The 26,222-nt window shown below is 75.0% G+C and carries 10 protein-coding genes and 1 pseudogene; 1 reads left to right on the top strand and 10 read right to left on the bottom strand.

The features are described 5' to 3' along the window. Positions 1 to 3 precede the first annotated feature (3 nt). The 7 genes from B5D80_RS17155 to B5D80_RS17125 form a co-directional block, all read right to left on the bottom strand. On the bottom strand, positions 4 to 1,194 hold the full coding sequence (locus tag B5D80_RS17155) for a cytochrome P450 (RefSeq protein ID WP_088644893.1): 1,191 nt from the start codon (positions 1,192 to 1,194) through the stop codon (positions 4 to 6). Next, positions 1,191 to 2,810 carry a dipeptide ABC transporter ATP-binding protein gene (locus B5D80_RS17150; RefSeq protein WP_088644892.1) on the bottom strand — a complete coding sequence of 540 codons (1,620 nt, stop codon included), beginning with the start codon at positions 2,808 to 2,810 and terminating at the stop codon, positions 1,191 to 1,193. Before B5D80_RS17150 ends, B5D80_RS17155 begins: the two co-directional genes overlap by 4 nt. Then, positions 2,800 to 3,651 carry an ABC transporter permease gene (locus B5D80_RS17145; RefSeq protein ID WP_088644891.1) on the bottom strand — a complete coding sequence of 284 codons (852 nt, stop codon included), beginning with the start codon at positions 3,649 to 3,651 and terminating at the stop codon, positions 2,800 to 2,802. Before B5D80_RS17145 ends, B5D80_RS17150 begins: the two co-directional genes overlap by 11 nt. Beyond that, positions 3,648 to 4,583 carry an ABC transporter permease gene (locus tag B5D80_RS17140; RefSeq protein ID WP_088644890.1) on the bottom strand — a complete coding sequence of 312 codons (936 nt, stop codon included), beginning with the start codon at positions 4,581 to 4,583 and terminating at the stop codon, positions 3,648 to 3,650. The genes B5D80_RS17145 and B5D80_RS17140 overlap by 4 nt, the downstream gene beginning before the upstream one ends. After that, positions 4,580 to 6,208, bottom strand: a complete 1,629-nt coding sequence (locus tag B5D80_RS17135) for an ABC transporter substrate-binding protein (protein WP_158224200.1) — start codon at positions 6,206 to 6,208, stop codon at positions 4,580 to 4,582. The genes B5D80_RS17140 and B5D80_RS17135 overlap by 4 nt, the downstream gene beginning before the upstream one ends. Before the next feature lie 84 nt (positions 6,209 to 6,292). Further along, entirely contained in the window at positions 6,293 to 7,303 is a 1,011-nt protein-coding gene (locus tag B5D80_RS17130) for an LLM class flavin-dependent oxidoreductase (protein ID WP_088644888.1), read from the bottom strand. An 80-nt stretch (positions 7,304 to 7,383) separates the two neighbouring features. After that, positions 7,384 to 8,808, bottom strand: a complete 1,425-nt coding sequence (locus B5D80_RS17125) for a DHA2 family efflux MFS transporter permease subunit (RefSeq protein ID WP_088644887.1) — start codon at positions 8,806 to 8,808, stop codon at positions 7,384 to 7,386. A gap of 81 nt (positions 8,809 to 8,889) precedes the next feature. On the opposite strand from B5D80_RS17125, the gene B5D80_RS17120 reads away from it, so the two are divergent. Next, positions 8,890 to 9,582: a TetR/AcrR family transcriptional regulator gene (locus B5D80_RS17120; protein WP_088644886.1), complete on the top strand. Its 693-nt coding sequence runs from the start codon at positions 8,890 to 8,892 to the stop codon at positions 9,580 to 9,582. 104 nt (positions 9,583 to 9,686) lie between these two features. Here the strand turns inward: B5D80_RS17120 and B5D80_RS33925 are convergent. The 3 genes and pseudogenes from B5D80_RS33925 to B5D80_RS17105 form a co-directional block, all read right to left on the bottom strand. Further along, positions 9,687 to 12,665, bottom strand: a pseudogene (locus B5D80_RS33925) (type I polyketide synthase); the annotation flags it as partial. 14 nt (positions 12,666 to 12,679) lie between these two features. After that, complete coding sequence (locus B5D80_RS17110) at positions 12,680 to 18,841, bottom strand: type I polyketide synthase (protein WP_088644945.1); 6,162 nt, start codon at positions 18,839 to 18,841, stop codon at positions 12,680 to 12,682. 26 nt (positions 18,842 to 18,867) lie between these two features. After that, positions 18,868 to 26,181, bottom strand: coding sequence for a type I polyketide synthase (locus B5D80_RS17105; RefSeq protein ID WP_088644884.1), 7,314 nt, complete (start codon positions 26,179 to 26,181; stop codon positions 18,868 to 18,870). Positions 26,182 to 26,222 lie beyond the last annotated feature (41 nt).

Here is a 26,222-nt window from a genome sequence, read left to right as displayed (position 1 = left end):
CGGTCACCAGGTGACCGGAAGTCGCTGGACACCCTGCACCCCTCCCGCATCCTTGCTGCCCAACTCCTCGGCGGGTACGGCCACGGCGAGCGTCGGCAGTCGGGTGAACAACCGCGACAGGGCGATCTCCAACTCCGCCCGCGCGAGGTTCGCGCCGATGCACTGGTGGACGCCGTGCCCGAAGGTCACGTGGTGACGAGCCGCCCGCGCCGGGTCGAACCGTTCCGGATCGGGGAACACCGACGGGTCGTGGTTGGCCGCCGACAGCCCGACCACCACGGCCTCGCCCGCCGCGACGCGAACCCCACCCACCTCGGCGTCGCGGGTCGCGAAGCGGGCGACACCGTCGGCCACGGCGGTCTGCCGCAGCACCTCCTCGACCACCGCTGCGACCCGGGCCGGGTCCGCGGCATCGGCCCCACCGTGCTGCTCCACCAGCAGCACCACCCCGAGCGCCAGCGCGCTCGCCGTGGTCTCGTGCCCGGCGACCAGCAGCAGCAGGGCGAGATCGACCAGCCCACCGGGGTCCAGGGCACCGGTCTGCACCTGCTCGGCGACGAGGACGTCCAGCAGATCCTCGCCGTCGGCACCCCGTTTTGCCTCGATCAGCCCGTGGAGGTAGCGCTTGAGCTGGCCGAACGCGTCGGCGCTCTCCGCCGCGGTGGAGGTGCCGGAGGCGATGCGACGGGACTGCTGCTCGAAGAACTCGTGGTCGGCGTACGGGACGCCGAGCAGGTGGCAGATCACCACCGAGGGCACCGGCAGGGCGAAGGTGGGCACCAGGTCCACCCCCGGCCCACGGGCCACCACGTCGTCGAGGAGACGATCCACGATCTCGGTGATCGCGGGTCGGAGCGTGGCGACCCGCTTGGCCGTGAAGCTGGAGATCAGCATCCGCCGCTGCCCGGTATGTTCCGGCGGGTCCATGCCGATGAAGTTGCGCACCTTCCGGGCCGCCTCGAAGCGCGGGGCGAGCGCCGGAAAGGCCGGGTGCTGCCGATCGGAGGAGAACGTCGCCGCGTCCAGCAGCACCTGGCGGGCCTCCCGGTGGCCGGTGACGAGCCAGGCCGGCCGGCCGTCGTACAACCGGACCGGGGTGACCGGCCGGTGGTGCTCGGTGGCCGGCCGGTACGGGCAGGTGCGCTGCTGTGGGTACTGCGGCGACTCGACCACCGCGGACCAGGTCTCGGTCATGTGACTCCTTCGGGTTGGCCGGCGTAGGCGTCCTGGGGGCGGGGGAGCGCGCCGATCAGCTCACGGGTGTACGGGTGCGCGGGCTGGGCGAAGACCTCCGTCACCTCACCGCTCTCCACGACCTCCCCGTCGCGCATGACCAGCACCCGGTCCGCCACGTGGTGCACCACCCCCAGGTCGTGACTGATGAGCACGATCGCGGTGCCGAGATCCGCACGGATGTCGGTGAACAGGTCGAGGATCTGCGCCTGCACCGACACGTCCAGCGCGGACACCGGCTCGTCACAGACGATGACCTCCGGCGACGGGGCGAGCGCCCGGGCGATCGCGACCCGCTGCCGCTGCCCACCCGAGAGGGTGGCGGGGTGGCGGTCGGCCAGCGTCCGGTCCAGACCGACCTGGTCCAGCAGTTCGTGCACCCGGGCCCGGTCCGCGCCCGCTTCCTCGATCAACCGGCTGACCCGGTAGCGCGGATCGAACGAGCCCAGCGGGTCCTGCTGCACCCACTGCACCTGCCCCCGGCGACGCCGTGACTCGGGCACGCCCGACCACGGCCGGCCGAACAGCCCGATCCGGCCGGAGTCCGGTTCCAGCAGGCCCAACAGCAGGTGGGCCAGGGTGCTCTTGCCGGAACCGGACTCGCCCACCACGCCGAGGATCTCACCCGCCGACAGCGTGAACGACACGTCCGACACCGCCCGGTGCGGCTGCCGGTCCGGCCCCCGGAACACCTTCGACACCCCGCTCACCTCGGCCACCACGCCGGTGGGGCGGGGCGAGCGGACACGCGCCGGCGTCGTCCGCGGCCCGGCCAGTCGCGCCCCGCGCCGATGGGCGGTCGGCGTGGCGGCGAGCAACCGCCGGGTGTACGGATGCGTGGGCGCGCGCAACAGTTCGGCCGTGTCGCCGGTCTCCACGACCACCCCGTCGTGCAGTACCGCCACCCGGTCCGCCAGCCGGGCCACCACGGACAGGTCGTGGCTGATCAACAGCACCGCGGTGCCCTCGGCCTTCCGCGCCGCCAGCAGGTCCAGCACCCGCGCCTGCACGGTCACGTCCAGGGCGGTGGTGGGTTCGTCGGCCACCAGCACCGGCGGGTCGGCGGCCATCGCGGCGGCGATCAGCGCCCGTTGGCGCAACCCACCCGAGAGCTGGTGCGGGTACTGCCGGGCGCGCAACTCGGGCTGCGGCACCTGGGCATCGGCGAGCAGTTGCCGGACCCGGGCGGCCACCGCACGCCGGCCGACGACGCGGTGGTTGCGGACCGCCTCGGCGATCTCGGCACCGACCGGGCGTACCGGGTCCAGGGAGGTGAGCGCGTCCTGGAGGACGAGTCCCACCCGGGCCCCGCGTACCCGACGCCACCCACGGTCGGTGAGCCCGTTGACGTCCTGGCCCCCGACGACGAGCCGGTCGGCGCGCACCCGGGAGCCCGGTCCGGTCAGCCCGACCAGCGCCTTCGCGATGGCGGTCTTGCCCGACCCCGACTCGCCCACCACGGCCAGACACTCGCCGGGCCGCAGGTGCAGGTCGACCCCGCGTACGGCGGGCACGACCGTGCGGCCGACCCGGTACTCCACGTGCAGCCCGGCCACGGACACCAGCTCACCGGCCACCCGGCGTCCTCCCCTCGAAGCGGGCGCGCAGGTGCGCGCCGACCACGTAGCACGCGATCACCGCGACGGTGACCACCAGGCCGGGGAAGACGGTCAGGCCCCACGCGCTGTCCAGGTAGTCCCGACCCTCGGCCAGCATCGAACCCCACTCCGGCGTCGGTGGCTGCGGGCCCAGGCCGAGGAAGCTCAGCGAGGTGCTCGCCATCAGCGCGGTGCCGATGTCCACCGTGGCGAACACCAGCACGGGCGGCAGCGCGTTCGGCAGCACGTGCCGGAAGAAGATCGCCGCCCGGGAGCGGCCGAGCACGACGGCCGCCCGCACGTACCCCGACTCGCGGACCACGAGGGCCTGCCCCCTGCTCAGCCGCACGTAGCCCGGCACGGCGGCGAGCCCCAGGGCGATCGTGGTGTTTACCGGGCCCGGTCCGAGCACGGCGATGACCAGCAGCGCCAGCAGCAGCCCGGGGAAGGCGAGCAGCACGTCGGTGATCCGCATCAGCACCTCGTCGGCGGTCCGCCCGGCGGTTGCGGCCAGGACGCCGAGCAGCGCGCCGACGGACACCGCGATCGTGGTCGCGCCCAGGCCGATGAGCAGGGACAACCGGGCACCGTGGACGACCCGGCTGTAGACGTCCCGGCCGAGCTGGTCGGCACCGAACGGGTGGTCCGGACCGATGGGGGCGAGCGCCGAGGCGGGGTCGACCGCGTCCGGCGGCGCGGTGGCCAGCAGGTCGGGCCAGAGGGCGGCCAGGGCCAGCAGCCCGAGCACCGCCCAGGCGGCGATCAGCGCGGGACGGGCCCTCGGGAGCGTCGCGGCGACGGGGGTGAGGAGCGTGGTCATGCCGCCTGCTCCCGCAGCCGGGGGTCGACGACCCGGTAGAGCAGGTCCACCACGAGGTTGATCAGGGTGAACAGGGCGGCGGCCACCACTACGACCCCGATCACCACCGGCAGGTCCCGGCCGAGGATCGCGGTGACCAGGGTGCGACCGAGTCCCGGCCGGCTGAACACCGTCTCCACCACCACGGCACCGCTGAACAGCGCACCGGTGATCCAGCCGGAGAGGGTGACGACGGGGATCAGGGCGTGGCGCAACGCGTGCCGTAACCGCAGCGCGGTCTCGCCGGTGCCCCGGGCCCGGGCGCTGAGCGCGAAGGGTTCGTCGAGCGCGCGCTCCATGCTCTGCCGCAGCACCTGGGTGAAGATGCCGATCAGCCCGACGGCCTGGGCGGCGGCCGGCAACACGAGCCCCTCGATCCCGTCGCCGCCCGCGGCGGGGAAGAGCCGCAGGCGGAACGAGAAGACGGCCAGCAGCAGCGTGCCGATCCAGAAGGTCGGACTGGATGCGGTGATCAGTTCCAGCACGGTGGAGAGCCGGCGCAGCGCGGGCCGTCGGCCCGCCGTGGTGACGGCCAGCAGCACCGACGGTGCCAGCGCCAGCACCAGCGACGCCATCGCGAGCTGCGCCGTCCAGCCGATCTCGCTGGCGATGACCTCGGCCACCGGCCGGTGCAGCTGGTAGGACTCGCCGAGGTCACCGGTGACGAGCCGGCCCAGCAGTTGCCCGTACTGGGTCGCCAGCGGTTGGTCCAGGCCGAGGTCGACGCGTACCCGGTCGACGAGGTCCTGGCTGGGGTTGAGGGTCCCGATGACCGCCCGGACGGGGTCCCCCGGCGCCAGGTGCAGCGCCGCGAAGGCGACCGTCGCGGCGCCGAGGACGACCAGCACGGCGAGCGCGAGCCGGCGGAGCAGCCATCGCAGCGCGGAAATCATCTGGCGATCCAGGCGTCGTAGAACAGCGGGTACGCGCCCGCCCCGAACTCGATGCCGTGCACGTCCCGGGTCACCCCGACCAGGCTGGTGGGCACGTAGACCGGCAGGGAGATCGCGTTGTCGACCACGTAGCGCTGCGCGTCGGCGTAGAGCCGGGTGCGTTCGGCCTGGTCCAGGGTGCTCACGCCACCGGTGAGGAGCTTGTCGAGCCCGGGGATGTCGAGGCCGAAGATGTTGCCCCCACCCTTCTCCAGGGTGGAGTCGGTGCCGAAGAAGTACCGCAGGATGTCCGGTTCGGGGCGGGTGAAGCTCACGTCGAACAGGTCGAGGGCCCGCTTGCCGATCAGCTCGCCGATGGTGCCCTGGTCGACCTGGGTGTACTGGATCTCGATGCCGACCTGCCGGGCCTGCGCCTGTACGCCCTGCCCGATCAGGCCGCGCTGGTCACGTTCCATGTCGGCGGTGTGCGGCCAGCGCAGGGTGAGCCGCCTGCCGTCCCTGACCCGGTAGCCCGCCCCGTCGCGGGTGGTCCAGCCGGCCTCGTCGAGCAGCCGGTTGGCCTCGGCCTGGTCGAAGGTGAACGCCCCCTTGGTGGCGTCGTCGTAGAACGGGGTGGCCGGCGTCAACGGGCTCCAGGCCCGCTGGTACTGCCCGAAGTAGACGGCCTTGACGAGCTGGTCGAGGTCGACCGCGCGGCGCAGCGCCTGACGGACCCGGACGTCGGCCAGGACGGTGCCCGGCGCGGAGTTGAAGTAGATGGTGTAGGGGGCCCCGGGGGACTCGGCCCTGAGTACCTGCACGGTGCCGCCCAGCGTCTTCGCCCTCCCCGGCGGCACACTGGCGACGGCCTGCACCTGACCGCTGGTCAACGCGCCGACCCGGACGGTGTCCTCCGGCACGAACGTGATCTTCAGCGAGTCGAGCCGGGCGGGTCCGGTGTGTCCGGCGTCCTTCGGGGGCCAGGCGTAGTCGGGGTTGCGGCTCAGCTCGACGCCGACCTTCTTCTCCCACTTGACGAAGCGGTACGGCCCGGAGCCGACCGGCTTGTCGCACCGGCCCGCCGGGTCGCCCTGCAACGCCCGGGGCGACTGGATGCCCAGGTAGGGCGCGCTCAGGGCTTGGAGGAAGGAGGCGTTGGGGCGGTCCAGCCGGACGACGGCGGTGTGCGGGTCGACCACCTCCGTCCCCTGGTAGCCGGCGATCAGCCCGGCGGCGTAGCGGGACTCGGTGGCTGGGTCGACGGCGTGGTCGAGGGTCGCCTTCACCGCGCCGGCGTCGAGCGGGGTGCCGTCGTGGAAGCGCACCCCGGTACGCAGGTGGAAGGTGTAGGAACGGCCGTCGGCCGCCGTCTCCCACCGTTCGGCCAGCCACGGCTGGAACGACCCGTCCGGCTTCTGCTGCACCAGCGAGTCGAAGATGTTGCGGTCGACCAGCGCGGTGACGTCACGGGCGCTGACCGCGGGGTCGAGGCAGTCCGGCTCGACCGGGGTGGCGTAGGTCAACGCGCCACCGGTGGTGGGCTGCGAGGCCGTGCCGCCGCCGGAATCCGTACCGCAGGCGGTCAGGCCGACCACCAGCAGTGCGACGCAGAGGGGGGAATGGCGGAGAGATGAACGATTGTGCACGTCTGGAACTCCTCGGACCGGCCTGGGCTGCGCCGCAACTGTGGTCTGTCGGGCTAAAGCCGCTCTAAACAATTCCCGCGGCGGTCACGCGTGCGTGACCGCCGGGCGGACTGCATCCGCCAGCAGCGCGTAGGACCGGTGGCGGTCCGTGGCGTCCGGGAGGATGGTGAGGCCCATCAGCTCGTCCGCGCCGGTCTCGGCCCGTAGCTGGGCGACGCGGTGACGCAGGGTTTCCGGGCCGCCGACCACCTGGCCGGCGATGCGGTCCGCGACGAAGGCCCGTTCCGGTGCGGTGTAGCGGTGCGACTCCTCCTCCGCCGCGGTGGGGAACGGGTCGAGCCGGCCGCTGGTGCGCAGCCGGATCTGGCCGAGCAGGTACGGGGCGATCAGCTTCTCGGCGTGCTCGTCGCTCTCGCCCGCCACGACCACGGCGGACAGGATCGCGTGCGGCCGGTCCAGGTGGCCCGACGGTCGGAACGACTCCCGGTAGATCTCGAACGCGGTGGCGGTGAGGGTCGGGCTGATCTGGTGGGCGAACGCGTACGGCAGACCGAGCGATCCGGCCAGCCGGGCGCTGCCGGGGCTGGACCCGAGCACCCAGACCGGCACCGTGGACTCGGCGGCGGCGACCGCGGTGATGGCCCGGGGCTGGGCCGCCGGGCCGAAGTAGCCCAGCAACTCGGCCAGTTCGCCGGGGAACTGGTCGGCGCCGTCCGGTGCCCGGCGCAGGGCGCGGGCGGTGACGGCGTCGGTGCCCGGTGCCCGGCCCACGCCGAGGTCGACCCGGCCGGGGTGCAACGCGGCGAGGGTGCCGAACTGCTCGGCCACCACCAGCGGGGCATGGTTGGGCAGCAGTACGCCGCCGGAGCCGACCCGCAGCGTCCGGGTGGCCGCGAGCAGCGCGCCGACCAGGACCGGCGGCGTCGCCGTCGCCAGGCAGGGGGTGTTGTGGTGTTCGGCGACCCAGTAGCGGGTGTAGCCGAGCTGCTCCACGGCGACCGCGAGGTCGAGGGAGTCGCGCAACGCGCGGGTGGCGGTCGAGCCGTTCCAGACGGGGACGACGTCGAGAACGGAGACCGGGAACGAGTCGGTCATGGCGGGTGCCCTTCTGGGTCTGGTCGGGGCCGGTCCGGGGGTGAGGGGATGCGACGGACCGGCCCCGGGCTGGTCGGGGGTCAGGCGTGCGCGGGCACGTCGGCGGGGGCGGTGGCGGTGGGCTGCGGGCGTCCCGGCAGGAACAGGCTCGCCAGGGCGACCACCACGGCCCCGGCGACGGTCCACCAGAACGCGCCGTCGAAGGCGTCGGCGGGCGTCCGGCCGTCGGTCAGGCCGCTTTGCACGATGAGCGCCACCACCGCGACGCCCAGCGACGCGCCGATCTGGTTGAGGATGAACAACGTGCCGGTCGCGCCGCCCATCGCCTCGGCGGGCACGGTCCGGTACACCGCGCCCATGGTGGGTGCCCCGACCAGGCCCAGACCGAAGCCGGTCACCAGCTGGGCGGCGGTGAGCAGGACCTGCGAGGTGCCCGGGTCGGCGCCGGTGTAGACGAGGGTGCTGAGCCCGATCAGCACCGCGCCGGTCGGCACCAGCCCCCGGGGGCCGAAGGTGTCGGCGAGCTTGCCGGCGATCGGCATCCCGAGCATCGTCCCCAGCCCCAATGGCATGAGCAGCAGGCCGGCCGCGAGCACGCTCTCGCCGCGTACCTGCTGGTAGAACAGCGGGAGCAGGAACAGCAGCGAGAACAGCATACTGCCGAGCAGGAACATGGTCACCACGCTGGAGCTGAATCCCCGGCTGGCGAACAGCCTCAGGTCGATCAGCGGGTGTGCGGTGCGCAGCGCGTGGACGACGTACGCGCCGATCAGCAGCACGCCCAGCACGATCCCGACCAGCACCCGGGTGGCGCCGAAGCCCGCGCTCCCCGCCTGGGACAGGGCGTAGATCAGGGCGGCGAAGCCGGGGGAGAGCAGCGCGACGCCGAGCAAATCCAGGGGCGGGGCGCTGCCCGGCGCGGGACGCTCGTCCCTGAGCACCACCAGGGCGAGCACGATGGCCAGCAGCGCGATGGGCACGTTGACCAGGAAAATCCATTGCCAGGTCAGGTTCTGCAGGATCAGGCCGCCGATGATCGGGCCGAGGACCGGTCCCAGCGTGATCGGGATCGAGATCAGGCCCATCGCCCGGCCCATCCGGCCCGGGCCGGCGGCGGTGGCGACGACGGTGAGCATGATCGGTTCGAGCAGGCCACCGGCGAAGCCCTGGAACACCCGGAACGCGATCAGGCTGCCCACGTCCCAGGCCAGCGCGCACAGCGCCGAGCCGACCAGGAACAGGGTCAGGGCGGTCAGCCACACCCGCTTGGCCCCGAAGCGGGCCACGGACCAGCCCGCCAGGGGGATGGCGACCGCCACGGCGAGCAGGTAGCCGGTGGCGACCCAGGAGATCGTGCCGAGCGAGGCGCTGAACCGCGCGGTCAGGGTCTCGACGCTGACGTTGATGATCGTCGCGTCGAAGTAGGACATCACACCACCGAGCACCATCACGCCGAGCAGGCGCAGCAGCGGGGCGTCGAGGCGGTCGGACTGGGGTTGGGTCATGGCCGTCTCCGGATTGTCGGATCGGTTCGATAGATTGAACTGGCCAGTTCATTTTGACGCACTGGACGGTAGCATGGCGGAATGACTGACGGCGAGACCCCGACCACACCGCGCGGCAGGCTGGACAAGCGACAGGCGATCATCGGCGCGGCCCTGCGCGTCTTCGCCCGCGAGGGCTACGGCCAGGCCAGCATCGACGTGATCGCGGCCGAGGCCGGCGTGGCGAAGCCGACCATCTACAACCACCTCGGTGGCAAGGAGAACCTGTTCCGGCACGTCCTGGCCGAGATCGCCGCCCGCTCGAACGCCAAGACCCTGGCCGCGCTCCAGACCTTCCCCACCGATCCGCAGGACCTGCGCAACCACCTCAACACCGTCGGCCTGCGGCTGGCCGAGTGCTTCGTCGACGAGCAGTCCTCGGCGCTGCGCCGGTTGCTGCACGCCGAGATCGGCCGGTTCCCCGACCTGTTCGACGCCGTCCTGGCCAGCGGGCCCAACCAGGCGACCGAGGCGCTGGCGGGCCGGCTGGCCCGGCTCGCCAACGCCGGCTACCTGACCATCGAGGACCCGATCCGCGCCGCCCGGCAGTTCGTCGCCCTGCTCACCGACGAACTGCCCGCGATGAGCGCCCTCGGCACCCGCCCGGTCGACCCCGACGAGCTGGAACGCGCGGTCGTCGCCGGGGTGGACACCTTCCTGCGTGCCTTCGCGACGCCACCACCCGAACCGCGACCCCGGACGGCCGCAGGCCGGGCGGAGAGCCTGCCCCGCTGACCGGCCGGCGGCGATCCGGCAGCCGGCGTATAGCGCTCCGGCCGTCGGGGCCGGCCCGCCTCCCCGGTCCGTCCGCGATCCGCCGGCGCGACGCCCGGCGGTGGTCATGCCGGGTCCGCGAGCCGCTCCCGCAGGTGCTCGGCCAGGGCGGCCGGGGTGGGATGGTCGAAGAGCACGATCGGCGACAGGTCCAGGCCGGTGCTCTCGCAGAGGCGGTTGCGCACCTCCAGCGTGGTGAAGGACGAGAAGCCGATCTCCAGGAAGTTGTCGTCGGGCCGGATCGACTCCGGCGCGTCGTGACCGAGGACGGCGGCGGCATGGAGCCGGACCAGGTCGATCAGCTCCGGTTCCGCCGGGGCTCCCGCCACCGGTTCCGCCGGGGCTTCCGCCGTCGGTTCGGTGGTGGTCGGCCCGGTGGTGGTCGGCCGGTCCGGCGGTGCGGAGACCCAGTAGCGACGGTGCGCAAACGGGTAGGTCGGCAGCGGCACCACCGAGCCCCGGCCACCGAGGAAGGCCCGCCAGTCCACCGCCGCGCCCGTGCTGTGCGCCGCCGCCAGGGCCCGCACGACGGTCAACGCCTCGGGCTCGTCCCGGCGCAGGGCCGGCACGGCGGGCACCTGCGGGGCGCTCTCCCCGGCCAGGGTGCACAGCACCGCGTCCGGTCCGATCTCCACGAACCGGCGGACCCCCGCCGTCTCCGCCGCGGCCACGCCGTCGGCGAAGCGCACCGCCTCGCGTACGTGCCGAACCCAGTGCTCGGCGTCGAACTCCTCGACCACCCCGCCGATCAGGTTCGACACCACCGGCACGGCGGGCGGGTGGTGGCGTACCCCCTCGGCGACCCGCCGGAAATCCGCCAGCACCGGGTCCAGGTGCGGTGAGTGGAACGCGTGGCTGACCCGCAGGCGGGTGGTCTTGTGCCCGACCGACGTCCAGTACGCGGCGACCTCCTCCACCGCCGCCAGGTCACCGGAGACGACCGTCGCCGACGGGCCGTTGACCGCGGCGACGGACACCTGGTGCTCACGGCCGACGAGGGATGCCCGTACCTCCTCCTCGCCCGCCCGGACCGACACCATCGCGCCGCCGACCGGCACCGCCTGCATCACCGCGCCGCGCGCCACCACCAGCGCGGCGGCGTCGGCCAGGTCGAGCACCCCCGCCACGTGCGCTGCCACCAGCTCGCCCACCGAGTGCCCGAGCAGCAGATCCGGTCGCAGACCCCAGCCCGCCAGCAACCGCACCAGGGCCACCTCCAGGGCGAACAGCGCGGGTTGCGCGTACGCCGTGCGGTGCAGTAGGTCCTCGTCGTCGACCACCTCGTCCAGCGGCCGGTCCAGGTGCCGGTCGAGGGCGACGGCCACCTGCCGCCAGGCGTCGGCGAACGCGGGGAAGGCCGCGGCCAACTGGCGACCCATGCCCACCCGCTGACTGCCCTGCCCGGCGAAGAGGAAACCGGTGCGCCCGGTCACGGCGGTGCCGGTCACCGCCGCCGCCGAGGCCACCGAGGCGAGGCCGCGCAGCAGGCCGTCGTGGTCGGCGGCCACCACCGCCGTCCGGTGGGTGAACGCGGTCCGCGTGGTGGCCAGCGAGTAGGCCACGTCGACCGGGTCGAGGGGCCGGGTCGCCAGGTGTTCGCGCAGCCGGGCGGCCTGCTCCCGCACCGCGCTCTCGGTCCGGGCGCTGAGCAGCCACGCCACCGGGTGCGGGGGAGGCCCGACCGGCCGCGCCGGATCCGGGTCACCCTCCTCGATCACCACGTGGGCGTTGGTGCCGCTGATCCCGAACGAGGACACCCCGGCCCGCCGGGGCCGCTGCCCGCGCGGCCACGGCCGGTTCCCGGTCAGCAGCCGGACCGCCCCGTCGGCCCAGTCCACCTGCGGGGTCGGGGCTTCCACGTGCAGGGTGCGGGGCAGCACCTCGTGCCGCAGCGCCTGGATCACCTTGATCAGGCCCGCCACCCCGGCTGCCGTCTGGGTGTGCCCGATGTTGGACTTCAGCGACCCCAGCCACAGCGGCTCGTCCCGGTCCTGGCCGTACGTGGCGATCAGGGCGGCGGCCTCGATCGGGTCACCCAGCCGGGTGCCCGTACCGTGTGCCTCCACGAGGTCCACCTCGGACGGCCGCAGTCCCGCGTCGGCCAGGGCCGCCCGGATCACGTCCTCCTGGGCGGGGCCGCTGGGCGCGGTCAGCCCGTTCGACGCGCCGTCCTGGTTGACCGCCGAACCCCGCAGCACCGCGAGCACCCGCCGGCCGTTGCGGCGGGCGTCGGAGAGCCGCTCCAACAGCAGCACCCCGACCCCCTCTGCGAACCCCGTCCCGTCGGCCGCCGCCGCGAACGCCTTGCACCGCCCGTCCGGGGACAGCCCGCCCTGGGTGACGAACTCGGCCAACAGGGCGGGGGTGGCCATCACGGTCACTCCGCCGGCCAGCGCCAGATCGCACTCGCGGTGACGCAGCGACCGGGCGGCCAGGTGCAGGCCGACCAGCGACGACGAGCACGCCGTGTCGAGCGTGACCGCCGGCCCCCGCAACCCCAGCAGGTAGGCGACCCGGCCGGACGCCAGGCTGGTCGCCGTTCCGGTCATCAGGTGGCCGGTCAGCTCGGCGGGTGCCCCGTACGCGGCGTAGTTCTGCGAGACCACCCCGGCGAACACCCCGGTCCGGCTGCCGCGCAGCGACGTCGGGTCGACCCCGGCCAGCTCCACCGCCTCCCAGGAGGTCTCCAGCAGCAGCCGGTGCTGCGGGTCCATCGCGGTGGCCTCGCGGGGACCGATGCCGAAGAACTCCGCGTCGAATCCGGCGGCGTCGGCCAGGAACCCGCCGCGGCGGCGGTGCCCGGGTGCGGCGGCGTAGATGTCGTCCACCGCCCAGCCCCGGTCCGACGGGAACTCCCCGATCACGTCGACCCCGTCCGCGACCACCCGCCACAGGTCGTCGGCGGACCGAATCCCGCCCGGCAACCGGCAGGCGGCCGACACGACGGCGATCGGCTCGTGGGCCGCCTCCCGCGTCCGGGCCAGCTCCGCCCTGGTCTCCTGGAGTTCGGTGGTCACCCACTTGAGGTACTCGACCAGCTTCTCCTCGCGCGTCCCGGTCATCTCGCGTCGGCCTCCTGGTAGTCCGACCGCGCGGCGCGGCCGAGTTGGGAGTCGATGAAGTCGAAGATCTCCTCGACCGTCGCCGACTCGATCTGCGCCGGTGCTCCGCCGGCCACCCGCTCCGGCCCGGCGTCGCCGCCCCCGGACGCGGTGGCGGTGTCGGGCCGGTCCGGCGGCACGAGCCTGTCGCGCAGGTGGGCGGCCAGTTCGGCCGGCGTCGGCCGGTCGAACACCACGGTCGGTGGCAGCCGCAGGCCGGTGACCGTGCTCAACCGGTTGCGCAGCTCCACGGCGGTCAACGAGTCGAACCCGATCTCCTTGAACGCGCGGTCCACCACGACGGAGTCCGGGTCGGTGTGGCCGAGCACCGCGGCGATCTGGGCCCGTACCAGGTCCACCAGTTGTGCGGTCCGCTCCTGCGGCGACAGCGGGAGCAGCCGGTCGCGCAGCGAGTCCGGCGACGCCGCCGCCACCGAGCGGGCGGCCCGGCGGGGCGGCCGGACCAGGCCGCGCAGCACGGCGGGCACCACCCCCGACCCGGTACGCCCCCGGGCGAGGTGCAGCGGCGCCGGCACGAACCCGGGTCGGTCACCTGTCCAGGTCGCGTCGAACAGGGCCATCCCCTGCGCAGCGGAGATCGGCAGCAGACCACCGCGTTGGATGCGGCCCAGGTCGGTGCGGCCCAGGTGGCCGGTCATGCCGGTGGCCTGCGCCCACATGCCCCAGGCCTGTGCCACCGCGGGCAGGCCGGCCCGTCGTCGGGCGACGGCGAGCGCGTCGAGGAACGCGTTGGCCGCCGCGTAGTTGCCCTGACCCGCGCCGCCGAGCAGGCCGGAGGCGGACGAGAACAGCACGAACGCCGCCAGGTCCAGATCCCGGGTCAACTCGTGCAGGTGCCAGGCGGCGTCCACCTTCGGGGCGAGCACCGTGGCGATCTTCTCCGGGGTGAGCGAGCCCAACACGCCGTCGTCCAGCACCCCGGCGGTGTGCACCACCGCGGTGAGCGGGTGCTCGGGTGGGATCGCCGCCAGCAGGCCGGCCACCGCGTCCCGGTCGGCGGTGTCGGCGGCGACCACCTCCGCCCGCGCCCCCGCCCCGGCCAGCTCCGCGACGAGTTCGGCGGCCCCCGGAGCGGCGGGCCCGGAGCGGCTGACCAGCAGCAGGTGCCGCGCGCCGTGCTCCCGGGCCAGGTGCCGGGCGACCAGGCTGCCCAACGCGCCGGTGCCACCGGTCACCAGGATCGTGCCGTCCGGGTCCGGCGGCACGGGCATGGTCAGGGCGATCTTGCCGACCTGCCGGGCCTGGCTGAAGTGGCGCACCGCCTCGGTGGCGCGGCGGACGTCCCACGCGGTCACCGGCAGCGGCCGGAACACGCCCTGCCCGATCAGCCGCACCACCTCGGCGAAGATGCCCTGGACCTGGGCGACGTCCAGGTCCAGCAGTTCGAACGCCGCGTACCGCACGCCGGCCGGGAGCTGGTCGGCGGAGCGGAGGTCCGCGATGCCCAGCTCCACGAACCGGCCGCCGGGGCCCAGCAACCGCAGCGAGGCGTCGATGAACTCACCGGTCAGGGAGTTGAGCACCACGTCCACCCGGTCGAACCGGTCGGCGAAGGCGGTGGTCCGCGAGGACGCCAGGTGCGCCTCGTCCAGGTCCAGCGCCGGCCACTTCGCCGGGCTGGCCGTGCCGTACACCTCGGCGCCGAGGTGCCGGGCCAGTTGGGTGGCGGCCAGCCCCACCCCACCGGCGGCCGAGTGGATCAGCACCGACTCGCCGGGCCGCAGGTCGGCCAGGGTGACCAGGGCGTGGTATGCGGTGGTGAAGACCGCGGGCGCGGTCGCGGCCTGGGTGAACGACCAACCCTCGGGCACGTGGGCCAGCAGTCGCGCGTCCACCGTGGCGGACGGCCCGATCGCGCCCTGGATGAGCCCGAACACCCGGTCGCCGGGGGCGAAACCGGTGACACCGGCCCCGACCTCGACGACGACGCCTGCGCCCTCGGCACCCAGCGGCGCCCCCACCGGGACCATGCCCAGCGCGGTGAGCACGTCGCGGAAGTTCAGCCCGCAGGCGCGCACCGCGACGCGTACCTGTCCCGACGCCGGCGGGGCGTCCGCCCGCTCCACCAGGCGCAGGTCGTCGACCGTGCCGCCGGGGGTGTCCAGCCGCCACGCCCCCGGCGGGGGCGCCAGGGCGGGCGACGCCCCCGCACGGGCGAGGCGGGGCACGTAGGCCTGCCCCTCCCGGACCGCAACCTGCGGTTCACCCGTCGCGGCGGCGGCGGCGACGGCCGCCTCCGAGGCGGCCAACCCGTCGGTGTCCACCACGGTGAAGCGGTCCGGGTTCTCCGTCTGGGCACTGCGCAGCAACCCCCAGAGGGCGGCGTGCGCCAGATCCGGGGCGGGGTCGCCGGGCCGGGCCGTCACGCCGTTGCGGGTGACCACGACCGCGCCCCGGTCCTCGGCCAGCCGGGCGGCGAGCACGCCCGCGGTGGTGGTGACCAGCCGGTGCGTCGCCGCCACCGGATCGTCCGGGTCGGACGACGCCACCACCAGCAGATCCGGCGGTGCGGCGGCGTCGTCGGGCAGGGGCAGCGGGTGCCAGTCGAGCACCAGCACGTCCGCCGTGCCGGCGGCGGCCGACCCGGCCGCCGGGGCGGCCCGCAGCACCAGCGACCCGATCCCGGCCACCGGGGCGCCGGTGCCGTCGGCCAGCTCCACCGTCACCGTGTCGGTGCCCGCCGGACGGATGCGCACCCGGACCGTGTCCGCGCCCGTGGCGTACGTCCGGATTCCGGTCCAGGCGAACGGCAGCCGGACGCCGGCACCGAGGAAGTCCCCGGCGGCCAGGGCGTGCAGCGCCGCGTCGAGCAGCGCCGGGTGCAGCCCGAACCCCTCGGCGGACCACCCTTCCGGCAGCCGGGCCTCGGCGTAGACCTCGTCGTCGCGCCGCCACGCCGCCCGCAGCCCCTGGAAGGCCGGGCCGTACTGGTAACCCGCCTCGGCGAGCATGGGGTAGAGCGCCGAGATGTCCACCGGCACCGCGCCCCGGGGCGGCCAGACGTCCAGGGTGGCCGGCACGGCGTCGTCGTCGGTGAGCAGGACACCGGCGGCGTTGCGGGTCCACGACCCGCCGTCGGTACGCGTGTGCACGGTGAGCGCGCCGTCGCGGACCTGCACCTGCACGTCCACCCCGCCCCGTTCGGGCAGCACGCACGGCGTCTGGAGGGTCAGCTCGGCGACTCCGGCCGCCCCGGCCGCGTCGGCGGCCTGGGCCGCCAGCTCGACGAAGACCGCGCCGGGCACCAGGGGCACCCCGGCGACCGTGTGGTCGGCCAACCAGCGGTGACGGTCGCGGGACAGCCGGCCGGTGAGCACCAGGCCGTCGTCGTCGGCCAGCTCGACGGCCGCGCCGAGCAGGGGGTGGCCGGCCGGGGTCAGGCCGAGGCCGGTGGCGTCCGCCGGGCCCGCCGGGGCCTCCAACCAGTAGGGGGTACGGGCGAACGCGTACGTGGGCAGTTCCACCGGCCGGGCGTCCGCGTCGTACGCCGGCCGCCAGTCGACCGGCAGGCCCGCCACATATGCGTCGGCGAGCGCGGTGAGGAACCGCCGCCGGTCGCCCTCGTCCCGGCGTAGCGTGCCCAGCGCGGTGCCCCCGGTGATCTCCTCGGTCACGCCGGTCAGCACCGGGTGCGGGCTGACCTCCAGGAACGTCGTGTGCCCGTCGGCGTGCAGCCGCCGCACGGTGCGCTCGAACTGGACGGTGCGGCGCAGGTTGGTGAACCAGTAGTCGGCGGTCAGGGTGGTGGTGTCCAGCGGCTGCCCGGTCACCGTCGAGTAGAACGGGATGTCCGCCGGCCGGGGCCGGATGTCCGCCAACGCCGCCGCCAGCGGCTCGCGCAGCGGCTCGACTTGCGGGGAGTGCGAGGCGTAGTCGACCGGGAGGAGCTTGGCGCGGACGTCCTCGGCCGCGCAGGCGGCGACGATCCCGGCGAGCACCTCCGGCGCACCGGCGACGACGGTCGCGTGCGGGCCGTTCACCGCCGCCACGGCCACCGACGTGCCCCACCTCCGCACCACCTCGGCCTCGGGTAGGGCGATGGAGGCCATGGTGCCGTGGCCGGTGATGGTGGTGATGGCTTGGGCGCGGAGGGCGATGATGCGGGCGGAGTCTTCGAGGGTGAGGGCGCCGGCGATGTGGGCGGCGGCGATTTCGCCTTGGGAGTGGCCGATGACGGCGTGGGGGGTGATGCCGTGGTGTTGCCAGAGGGTGGCGAGGGAGATCATGACGGCCCAGAGGGCGGGTTGGACGGTGTGGGCGTGTTGGAGGGTGTGGGGGTTGGCGAGGGTGTGGGTGAGGTTCCAGGTGGTGTGGGGGGCGAGGGCGGTGGCGCAGGCGTCGAGGGCTTGGTGGAAGACGGGTTCGTGGTGGTAGAGGTCGAGGGCCATGCCGGCCCATTGGCTGCCCTGACCCGGAAACACGAACACCACGCCGCCCGGGTCGCCCGCCGTGCCGCGGACCGGGGGAGCCTCGCCGGCCGCGACCGGGTCCAGCGCCGAGAGCAGTTCGGCCCGGTCGGCCGCGAGCAGGACCGCCCGCTCGGCCAGGTGGGTACGGCCGGTTGCCAGCGAGTGCGCCAGCTCCGGCAGTTCGGCCTCCGGGTGCGCCCGCAGGTGGTCCCGGAGCCGGGCGGCCTGGCCGGCGAGCGCGGTCGCGGTGCGGGCCGAGAGCAGCACCGGGACCGGCCGGGCCGGGGTGGACGCCACCGGTGCCGGATCGGGGTCGCCCTGTTCGAGGATCACGTGCGCGTTGGTGCCGCTGATCCCGAACGACGACACCGCCGCCCGCCGGGGACGCTCGGCCGACGGCCACGGTCGGGCCTCGGTGAGCAGACGCACCCGGCCCGCCGTCCAGTCGACGTGCGGGGTGGGCTCGTCCACGTGCAGGGTGGCCGGCAGGACGCCGTGCCGCATCGCCTCGATCACCTTGATCACGCCGCCGACGCCCGCCGCGGCCTGGGTGTGCCCGATGTTCGACTTGAGCGACCCGAGCCACAGCGGCTCCTCGCGGTCGCGGCCGTACACGGCCAGCAGCGCCTGTGCCTCGATGGGGTCACCGAGGCGGGTCCCGGTGCCGTGCGCCTCCACCAGGTCCACGTCGGCCGGTGACAGGCCCGCACCGGCCAGCGCGGCCCGGATCACCCGCCGCTGTGCCGGCCCGTTGGGCGCGGAGAGCTGGCTGCTGGTGCCGTCCTGGTTGACCGCGCTGCCGCGCAGCAGGGCGAGCACCGGGTGGCCGTTGCGGCGGGCGTCGGAGAGCCGTTCCACCAGCACCAGGCCGACGCCCTCGGCCCAGCCGGTCCCGTCGGCGGCGGCGGCGAACGCCTTGCACCGCCCGTCGGGGGACAGCCCGCGCTGCCGGCTGAACTCCACGAACAGCTCCGGCGTGGCGATCACCGTCACTCCGCCGGCCAGGGCCAGGTCGCACTCGCCCCGCCGCAGGGCCTGGGCGGCCAGGTGCAGGGCCACCAGCGAGGACGAGCACGCGGTGTCCACGCTCACCGCCGGCCCCTCGAAGCCAAAGGTGTAGGAGATCCGGCCGGTGGCGACGCTGCCCGCGCTGCCGGTGCCGATGTAGCCCTCGAAGCCGTCGGGGATGGGCCGAAGCCTGGTGCCGTAGTCGCCGTACATCACCCCGGCGAAGACGCCGGTCCGGCTGCCGCGCAGCGAGTCGGGGGCGATCCCGGCCCGCTCCACCGCCTCCCACGCGGTCTCCAGCAGCAGGCGCTGCTGCGGGTCGATGCTCAGCGCCTCCCGGGGGCTGATCCCGAAGAACTCCGGGTCGAAGTCGGCGGCTTCGGGCAGGAACCCGCCGTGCCGGGCGGTGGACGTGCCGACGTGCTCCGGGTCCGGGTCGTACAGCTCGTCCAACGGCCAGCCACGGTCCTCGGGGAAGCCGCTGATCGCGTCGGTGCCCGACTCGACCAGCCGCCACAGGTCCTCCGGCGACCGCACGTCACCGGGGTAGCGGCAGGCCGCCGAGACGATCGCGATCGGTTCCCGCTCCGCCTGTTCCACCTCGGTCAGCCGCCTGCGGGTCCGGAGCAGGTCGTCGGTCACCCGCCGCAGGTACTCGCGCAGCTTCTGCTCGTCGGCCATGCCGCCCACCTTTTCGTCGGAGATGGTCATCGTTCTTCGAGTTCCGTGTCGATCAGGGCGAACAGCTCCTCGTCGGACACCTGGTCGAGCCCCGGCGGGGCCGCCTCGTCGACCGTCCCGTCGACCGGTTTCTCACCGACCAGTTCCGCCCGCAGGTACCGGGCGAGGGCCGCGGGGGTGGGGTGGTCGAACACCAGCGTCGACGGCGGGTGCAGCCCGGTGACGGCGCCGAGCCGGTTGGCCAGTTCGACACCGGTGAGCGAGTCGAAGCCCAGCTCCATCAGCCCCCGGTCCGCGCCGATCACGGCGCCGTCACGGTGCCCGAGCACCTCGGCGATCGTGGTGCGGACCAGGTCCAGCAGCAGCCGGTGCTGTTCGGCGGGGTCGCGTCCGGCCAACCGTCCGGGCCACCGGGGCGTCGCCGGGTCGGGCGCGACCGGGCGGACCAGGTCGGCCAGCACCGGCGCGGGACCGGTGGCCAGTTCGGGCCGGAGGGCGGCCGGCACCAGCAGGGCCTGGTCGGTGCCGAGCGCGGCGTCGAACAGGGCCAGGCCCCGCTGCACCGGCAACGGCACCACCCCGGTACGGGCGATCCGGGCGCGCTGCGCCTCGTCGAGCGTCGCGCCCATCCCCACCTCGTCCCACAGCCCCCAGGCCAGGGAGACGGCGGGCAACCCCGAGGCCCGGCGGTGCGCGGCGAGGGCGTCCAGCGCCGTGTTCGCCGCCGCGTAGTTGGCCTGGCCGGCGTTGCCGATCACCCCGGCGATCGACGAGAACAGCACGAACGCGGTGAGGTCCCGGTCGCGGGTCAGCTCGTGCAGGTGCCAGGCGGCGTCCACCTTGGGGCGCAGCACCTCGGCGAAACGCTGCGGGGTCAGGGCGGCCAGCACCCCGTCGGCCACCACCCCCGCCGCGTGCACCACGGCGGTGAGCGGATGCGCGGCGGGGACGGCGTCGAGCACCCGGGCCAGGGCGTCCCGGTCGGCCGCGTCACACGCCACCACCTGCGCGGTCGCCCCCAGCTCGGCCAACTCGGCGGGCAGGGTCCCGGCGTCGCCGCGCCGGCTCAGCAGGATCAGCCGGCGCACCCCGTGCCGGGTCACCAACCGGCGGGCGACCAGGCCACCCAGCGCCCCGCCCGCCCCGGTCACCAGCACCGTCGCGTCGGGGTCGAACCGGGGTCGCGGTGGCGGGGCCGGGGTCCGGGCCAGCCGGGGCACCCCGATCCGCCCCTCGCGCAGCACCAGCTGCGACTCCCCGGTGGCCACCGCGGCGGCGACCCGCGCCGTGGACTCCGCCGTGCCGTCGGTGTCGAGCAGCACGAACCGGCCAGGGTGCTCGGTCTGGGCCACCCGCACCAGGCCCCACAGCGCCCCGTCGGCCGGATCCGCCGACTGGTCGGTCACCACCACCAACGGGGTGTCCGGCGGTCCGTCGGCGAGCCACCGGCGCAGGAGCCCGGCCACCGCCACCGTGCGCTCGTGCGTCCGGGCCACCACGTCGGGCGGCGCGGGCAGCTCCGCGTGCCGGGGCAGGCCCACGTCCCGGCCGATGGTCACGAAGGCGCTGCCACCGGTTCCGCCCGCCACCGGGGCGAACCGGACGCCGTACAGGTCGGCCAGGTCCCGCGGCACGGCGCGGACGGTGAGCTGTGCCGAGGCGACCGGGCGGTCCGCGGCGTCGGTCAGGGTCAGCGCGGCGGTCTCCGCCCCGGTACGACGGACCCGCGCCCGCAGCTCACCGACCCCGCCCGCGTGTACGACCACCGACGACCACACGTACGGCACCCGGGTCTGGTCGTCGTCGAGCAGGTCCAGCGCCAACGGGTGCAACGCCGCGTCGAGCAGGGCCGGGTGCAGCCCGAAGCGGTGGTCCGGTGCGACCGGGCCGACCTCGGCGTACCACTCGTCGCCGGTCCGCCACACCGCGCCCAGCAGCCGGCAGTCCGGCCCGTACCCGTAGCCCGCGTCGGCCAGCCGCGCGTAGTCCACCCGCACCGGCTCGGCCGTCGCCGGCGGCCAGTCCCCGACGGCCTCGGGGGGCAGCTCCCGGTTGCTCAGGGTGCCGGAGGCGTGCCGGGTCCAGCCGCCGCCGGGCGGCTTTCCGTGCACCGTCACGGCACCCGCACCGTCCACCGTCACCCGCAGCTCGACCGCGCCGTCGGCCGGCAGGACCAGGGGCGTGTGCAGGGTCAACTGCTCCACCGTGGGCAGGCCCAGGTGTCCTCCGGCGTGACCCGCCAGGCCCAGCAGCGCGGTGCCGGGCAGCACGGTCTCGCCCCGCAGCACATGGTCGGCCACCCAGCCGGCGGTGTCGCGGCCGACCCGGCCGGTGCACAGCACACCGCCGTCGGGCAGCTCCACCGCCGCGTCGAGCAGCGGATGGTCGGCGACGCCCCGGCCGGTCGCCGGCACCCCGGCGGGCGGCGGGGCCAGCCAGTAGCGCTGGTGCTGGAACGGGTAGGTGGGCAGGTCCACCCGCCGGGCGTCCAGCTCACCGAAGAACGTCGCCCAGTCCACCGGCACGCCCGTGTTGCCGAGGGCGGCCAGGGCGGTGACGAAGGCGACCTCCTCGTCACGGTCGCGGCGCAGGACGGGAACCGCGCCGGCCGCGATGGCGGGGGTGAGCGCGGCGTCCGCGCCCACCTCGACGAACCGGCGTACGCCCTGCTCGGTCAGGGACCGCACCCCGTCGGCGAAGCGGACCGCCTCCCGCAGGTGCCGCACCCAGTACTGCGGGTCGGTGGGCGAGCCGGGCAGCAGCGTGGTGATCGGTGTGGTCGGCTCCCGGTACCGCAGGCTGGCCGCGACCGCCCCGAACTCGGCCAGGATCGGGTCCATCCGCGCCGAGTGGAAGGCGTGGCTGACCCGCAGCCGGGTGACCCGCCGGCCGGCGTCGCGCAGGGCGTCCGCGACGGCCCGCACCGCGTCGGTGTCCCCGGAGACGACGACGGCGTCGGCGGCGTTGACCGCGGCGATCTCGGCACCCGGCGTCAGCAGCGCCCGTACCTCGTCCTCGCCGGCCCGGACCGACACCATGGCGCCGCCCTCGGGCAGGGCGCCCATCAGCCGGCCGCGCGCGGCGACCAACGTGGCGGCGTCGGCCAGGTCGAGCACCCCGGCGACGTGCGCGGCGGCCAGCTCACCGACCGAGTGCCCGACCAGCAGGTCCGGGACGACCCCGTAGTGGGCCAGCAGTCGGCACAGCGCCACCTCCACGGCGAAGATCGCCGGCTGGGCGTACTCGGTGCGGTCCAGCAGGTCACCGTCGACGAGCACCTCGGCCAGCGGACGGTCGAGGTGGCCCGCCAGTGCCGCGCCGACCTCGGCCAGGTCCTCGGCGAAGACCGGGAACCGGGCCGCGAGGCCCTGCCCCATGTCCGCCCGCTGGCTGCCCTGGCCGGTGAACACGAAGGCGGTGGGCCCGTCCACCGGGTCGGTGGGGGTGAGCCGGGTTAGGCCGTCGCGGAGTTCGTCGAGGTCCCTGCCGACCACCGCCGCGCGGCAGGTCAGGAGGCTGCGGCCGGCGGCCAACGACCAGCCGATGTCGACCGGACGCGCGTCGACGCAGGCCAGTCGCCGCCCCTGTGCGGTCAGCGCGGCCGGGCTGTCGGCTGACAACAGCCACGGCACCACGTCCGTCGTCGGTGTGGTGGCCGGTGCTGGTGTGGGGTCGCCCTGTTCGAGGATGACGTGGGCGTTGGTGCCGCTGATGCCGAAGGAGGAGACGGCGGCGCGGCGGGGTTGGCCGGTCGTCGGCCAGGGGCGGGTTTCGGTGAGCAGTTGGATGTTGCCGGTGGTCCAGTCGACCTGGGGGGTGGGTTCGTCGACGTGCAGGGTGGGCGGTAGCAGGCCGTGCCGGATGGCCTGCACGACCTTGATGATGCCGCCCACTCCGGCGGCGGCCTGGGTGTGGCCGATGTTGGATTTGAGCGAGCCGAGCCAGGCGGGTTCGTCGGGGGTGTGGTGTCGGCCGTACGTGTTGAGGAGTGCCTGGGCTTCGATGGGGTCGCCGAGTCGGGTGCCGGTGCCGTGGGCTTCGATGAGGTCGACGTCGGCGGGGCGGAGCCCGGCGGCGTCGAGGGCGCTGCGGATGACCCGTTCCTGGGCGGGTCCGTTGGGTGCGGTGAGTCCGTTGGAGGCGCCGTCCTGGTTGATGGCTGAGCCGCGGAGGGTGGCGAGGACGCGGTGGTGGTGGCGGCGGGCGTCGGAGAGCCGCTCCACCAGCAACAATCCCACCCCCTCCGCCCAGGCGGTGCCGTCGGACGCAGCGGCGAACGGCTTGCACCGGCCGTCCGACGCGAGCCCACGTTGCCGACTGAACTCGATGAAGGTGGCTGGGCTGGCCATCACCGTGACCCCGCCGGCGAGGGCGAGGTCGCATTCGCCGGTGCGGAGGGCCTGGGCGGCGAGGTGCAGGGCGACCAGGGAGGACGAGCAGGCGGTGTCGACGGTGACCGCCGGCCCCTCCAATCCGAAGGTGTACGCGATCCGACCGGACGCCACGCTCCCGGCGCTGCCACTGACCAGGTAGCCCTCGTAGCCCGGCGTCGGGGTGCCCGCCTGGTGCAGCCGCGCGCCGTAGTCGTTGTACATCACCCCGGCGAACACCCCGGTCCGGCTGCCCCGCAGGGACTTCGGCGGTATCCCGGCCCGCTCGAACGCCTCCCACGCCGTCTCCAGCAGCAGTCGTTGCTGCGGGTCGGTGGTCAGCGCCTCGCGGGGGCTCAGGCCGAACAGTTCGGCGTCGAACGCCCCCGCGTCGTGCAGGAACCCCCCGTGCCGGGTGTAGCTGTGGCCCGCCCGGTCCGGGTCCGGGTCGTGGATGTCGCCCCAGCCCCGGTCGGTCGGGAACTCCGAGATCGCGTCCACCCCGTCGGCCACCAGCGTCCACAGACCCTCCGGGTCGGTGACGCCGCCCGGGTACCGGCAGGCCATCGCCACGATCACGATCGGGTCGTCGTCGACGGGGGCGGGCGGGTCGGCGGGTCGGCTGCCGGCCGGCTCGGGGGACGGGCCCGCCAGCGACGCGGACAGGTGCGCGGCGAGCGCGTCGACCGACGGGTGGTCGAACACCACCGTGTTCGACAGCCGCAGCCCGGTGCGTTCGGCGAGCCGGTTACGCAGCTCGACCGCGGTCAACGAGTCGAAGCCGAGCGCGGTGAACGCCACGTCCGCGCGGACCGCGCCCGGGTCGGCGTGCCCGAGCACGTCGGCGACCTGCGCCCGGACCAGCTCGCGTACCCCGGCCCGGTCCGCCTGCGGCGCGGGCCCGGTCCGACGTCGGCCCAGCCGGGTGCCGGCGAGGTCGAGACGGGCGGGCGCCAGGACCGCGCGGTCCGCCGCGAGGCAGGCGTCGAACAGGGCCAGTCCGTCCGTGGTGGACAGTGGGGTGATGCCCGCGCGGGCCAGCCGGGCCAGGCCGGTCGTGTCGAGCCCGGTGGCCATGCCCGCCTCCGCCCACAGGCCCCAGGCCAGGGAGACAGCGGGCAGCCCGAGGGTACGGCGGTGCCGGGCCAGGGCGTCGAGGTAGGCGTTGGCGGCGGCGTAGTTGGCCTGACCGGCGGTGCCCGTCGTCCCGGTGATCGAGGAGAACAGCACGAACGCGGTGAGGGGTTGGTCGCGGGTCAGCTCGTGCAGGTGCCACGCCGCGTCGACCTTCGGCCGCAGCACCCGGGCCAGCCGATCCGTGGTGAGCGCGGCCAGCGCGCCGTCGTCGAGGACGCCCGCCGTGTGGATCACCGCGCTGAGCGGGTGCGCGGCGGGTACACCGCCCAGCAGGGCGGCCACCGCCGCCCGGTCGGCGACGTCGCACGCCACCACGTCGACCTGCGCGCCGGCCGCGGCCAACTCGGCGACCAGCACGTCGGCGCCCTCGGCCGCCGGGCCGCGCCGGCTGGTCAGCAGCAGCCGGCGGGCACCGTGCCGGGTGACCAGGTGCCGGGCCACCAGCGCGCCGAGCGCCCCGGTGCCGCCGGTGACCAGCACCGTGCCGTCCTCGGGCAGCGACAACGACGCCGGTACGACCGGGACGCGGACCAGCCGGGCCGCCACCAGCCCGCCGTCGCGGACCGCCAGCTCGGACTCCCCGCTGGCCAGTGCCCGACGGATCACCTCCGGGGCGGGCTCCTCGTCGCTGGTGAGCAGGACGAACCGGCCGGGGTTCTCGGTCTGCGCGGTACGGATCAGGCCGGCGGCCGCCGCGCCGGCCGGGTCGTCGGTGGTCCGGATCAGCAGCGGCTCGTCACCGTCGTGGTCCTGCACGACGCGCAGCGCCCACCGCGCCGCCGCGTGCGCCTCGTCCGCGCCGACGCCGGAGTGCTCCGGGGCGGCGACACGGTACCTGCCCGTCCACTCCGCGTCGGTGGTCACCGGCTCCCAGCCGGGCTCGTACACGGTGGTGGGCGTGGTGCCGACCCCGCGCAGCCGCACCGCGCCGACCGAGGCGACCGGTCGGCCCGTCTCGTCGGCGAGGTCCAGCGCCCAGGTGTCACCCCGGCGGGTCAGCCCGACCCGCAGCCCGCCGGCACCGGCACCGGTCAGCCGGACCGATCGCCAGTCGAACGGCACCCGCACCTCGTCCGCGTCGACCGCATCGAGGGCGAGCGGGTGCAGCGCGGCGTCCAACAACGCCGGGTGCAGGCCGAAGCCACCCGACGGCAGCCGGTCGGGGCGCACCTCCGCGAAGAGGTCGTCGCCGCGCCGCCACAGCCGCCGTAGCCCCCGGAACGGCCCCGTGTAGCGGTAGCCGCCCTCAGCGAGCCGGTCGTAGCCGTCGGTGACGTCCACCGGTTCGGCGTCGGGGGGCGGCCAGGCGCCCTGCGCGGCGGGCTGCTCCGGCACCGCCGCGAGGTGGCCGCTGGCGTACTCGGTCCACCCGGTGCCGTCCGGAGCGCCGTGGATCACCACCCGGCGGGTGTCGTCGTCCCCGACGGGACCGACGGTCAGCCGCAGCCGCACCGGCGTGTCGACCGGTACGGGCGCGGTCAGGGTCAGCTCACCGACCCCCAGGCCGAAGCGCGCCGCGGCATGGGCGGCCGCCTCGACCAGCGCCGCGCCGGGCAGCAGCACCCGGTCCGCGATCTCGTGCCCGGCCAGCCACGGTGGGGTCGAGCCGGCCACCGTGCCGGTGAGCACCACGCCGCCGTCGGCCAGTTCGACCGCCACCGGCAACAGCGGGTGCCCGCCGTCGGGCTGCCCGTCGGCCACCGGGGGACCGTCCAGCCAGTACCGCTTCCGCTGGAACGCGTACGTGGGCAGGTCCACGGCCACGCCGTCGGGCACGACGGTGCGCCAGTCGACGTCGGAGCCGAGCGCGTATGCGGTGCCGATGGCCTGCATGAGGGTGTGGTTTTCGGGTTTGTGGGGGTGGAGGAGGGGGG

Origin of the sequence: Micromonospora wenchangensis, assembly GCF_002210435.1 — a bacterium.
Classification (GTDB): Bacteria; Actinomycetota; Actinomycetes; order Mycobacteriales; family Micromonosporaceae; genus Micromonospora; species Micromonospora wenchangensis.
The sequence above is the reverse complement of the archived record's forward strand: the minus strand, read 5'-3'. Positions and strand labels throughout refer to the sequence as shown.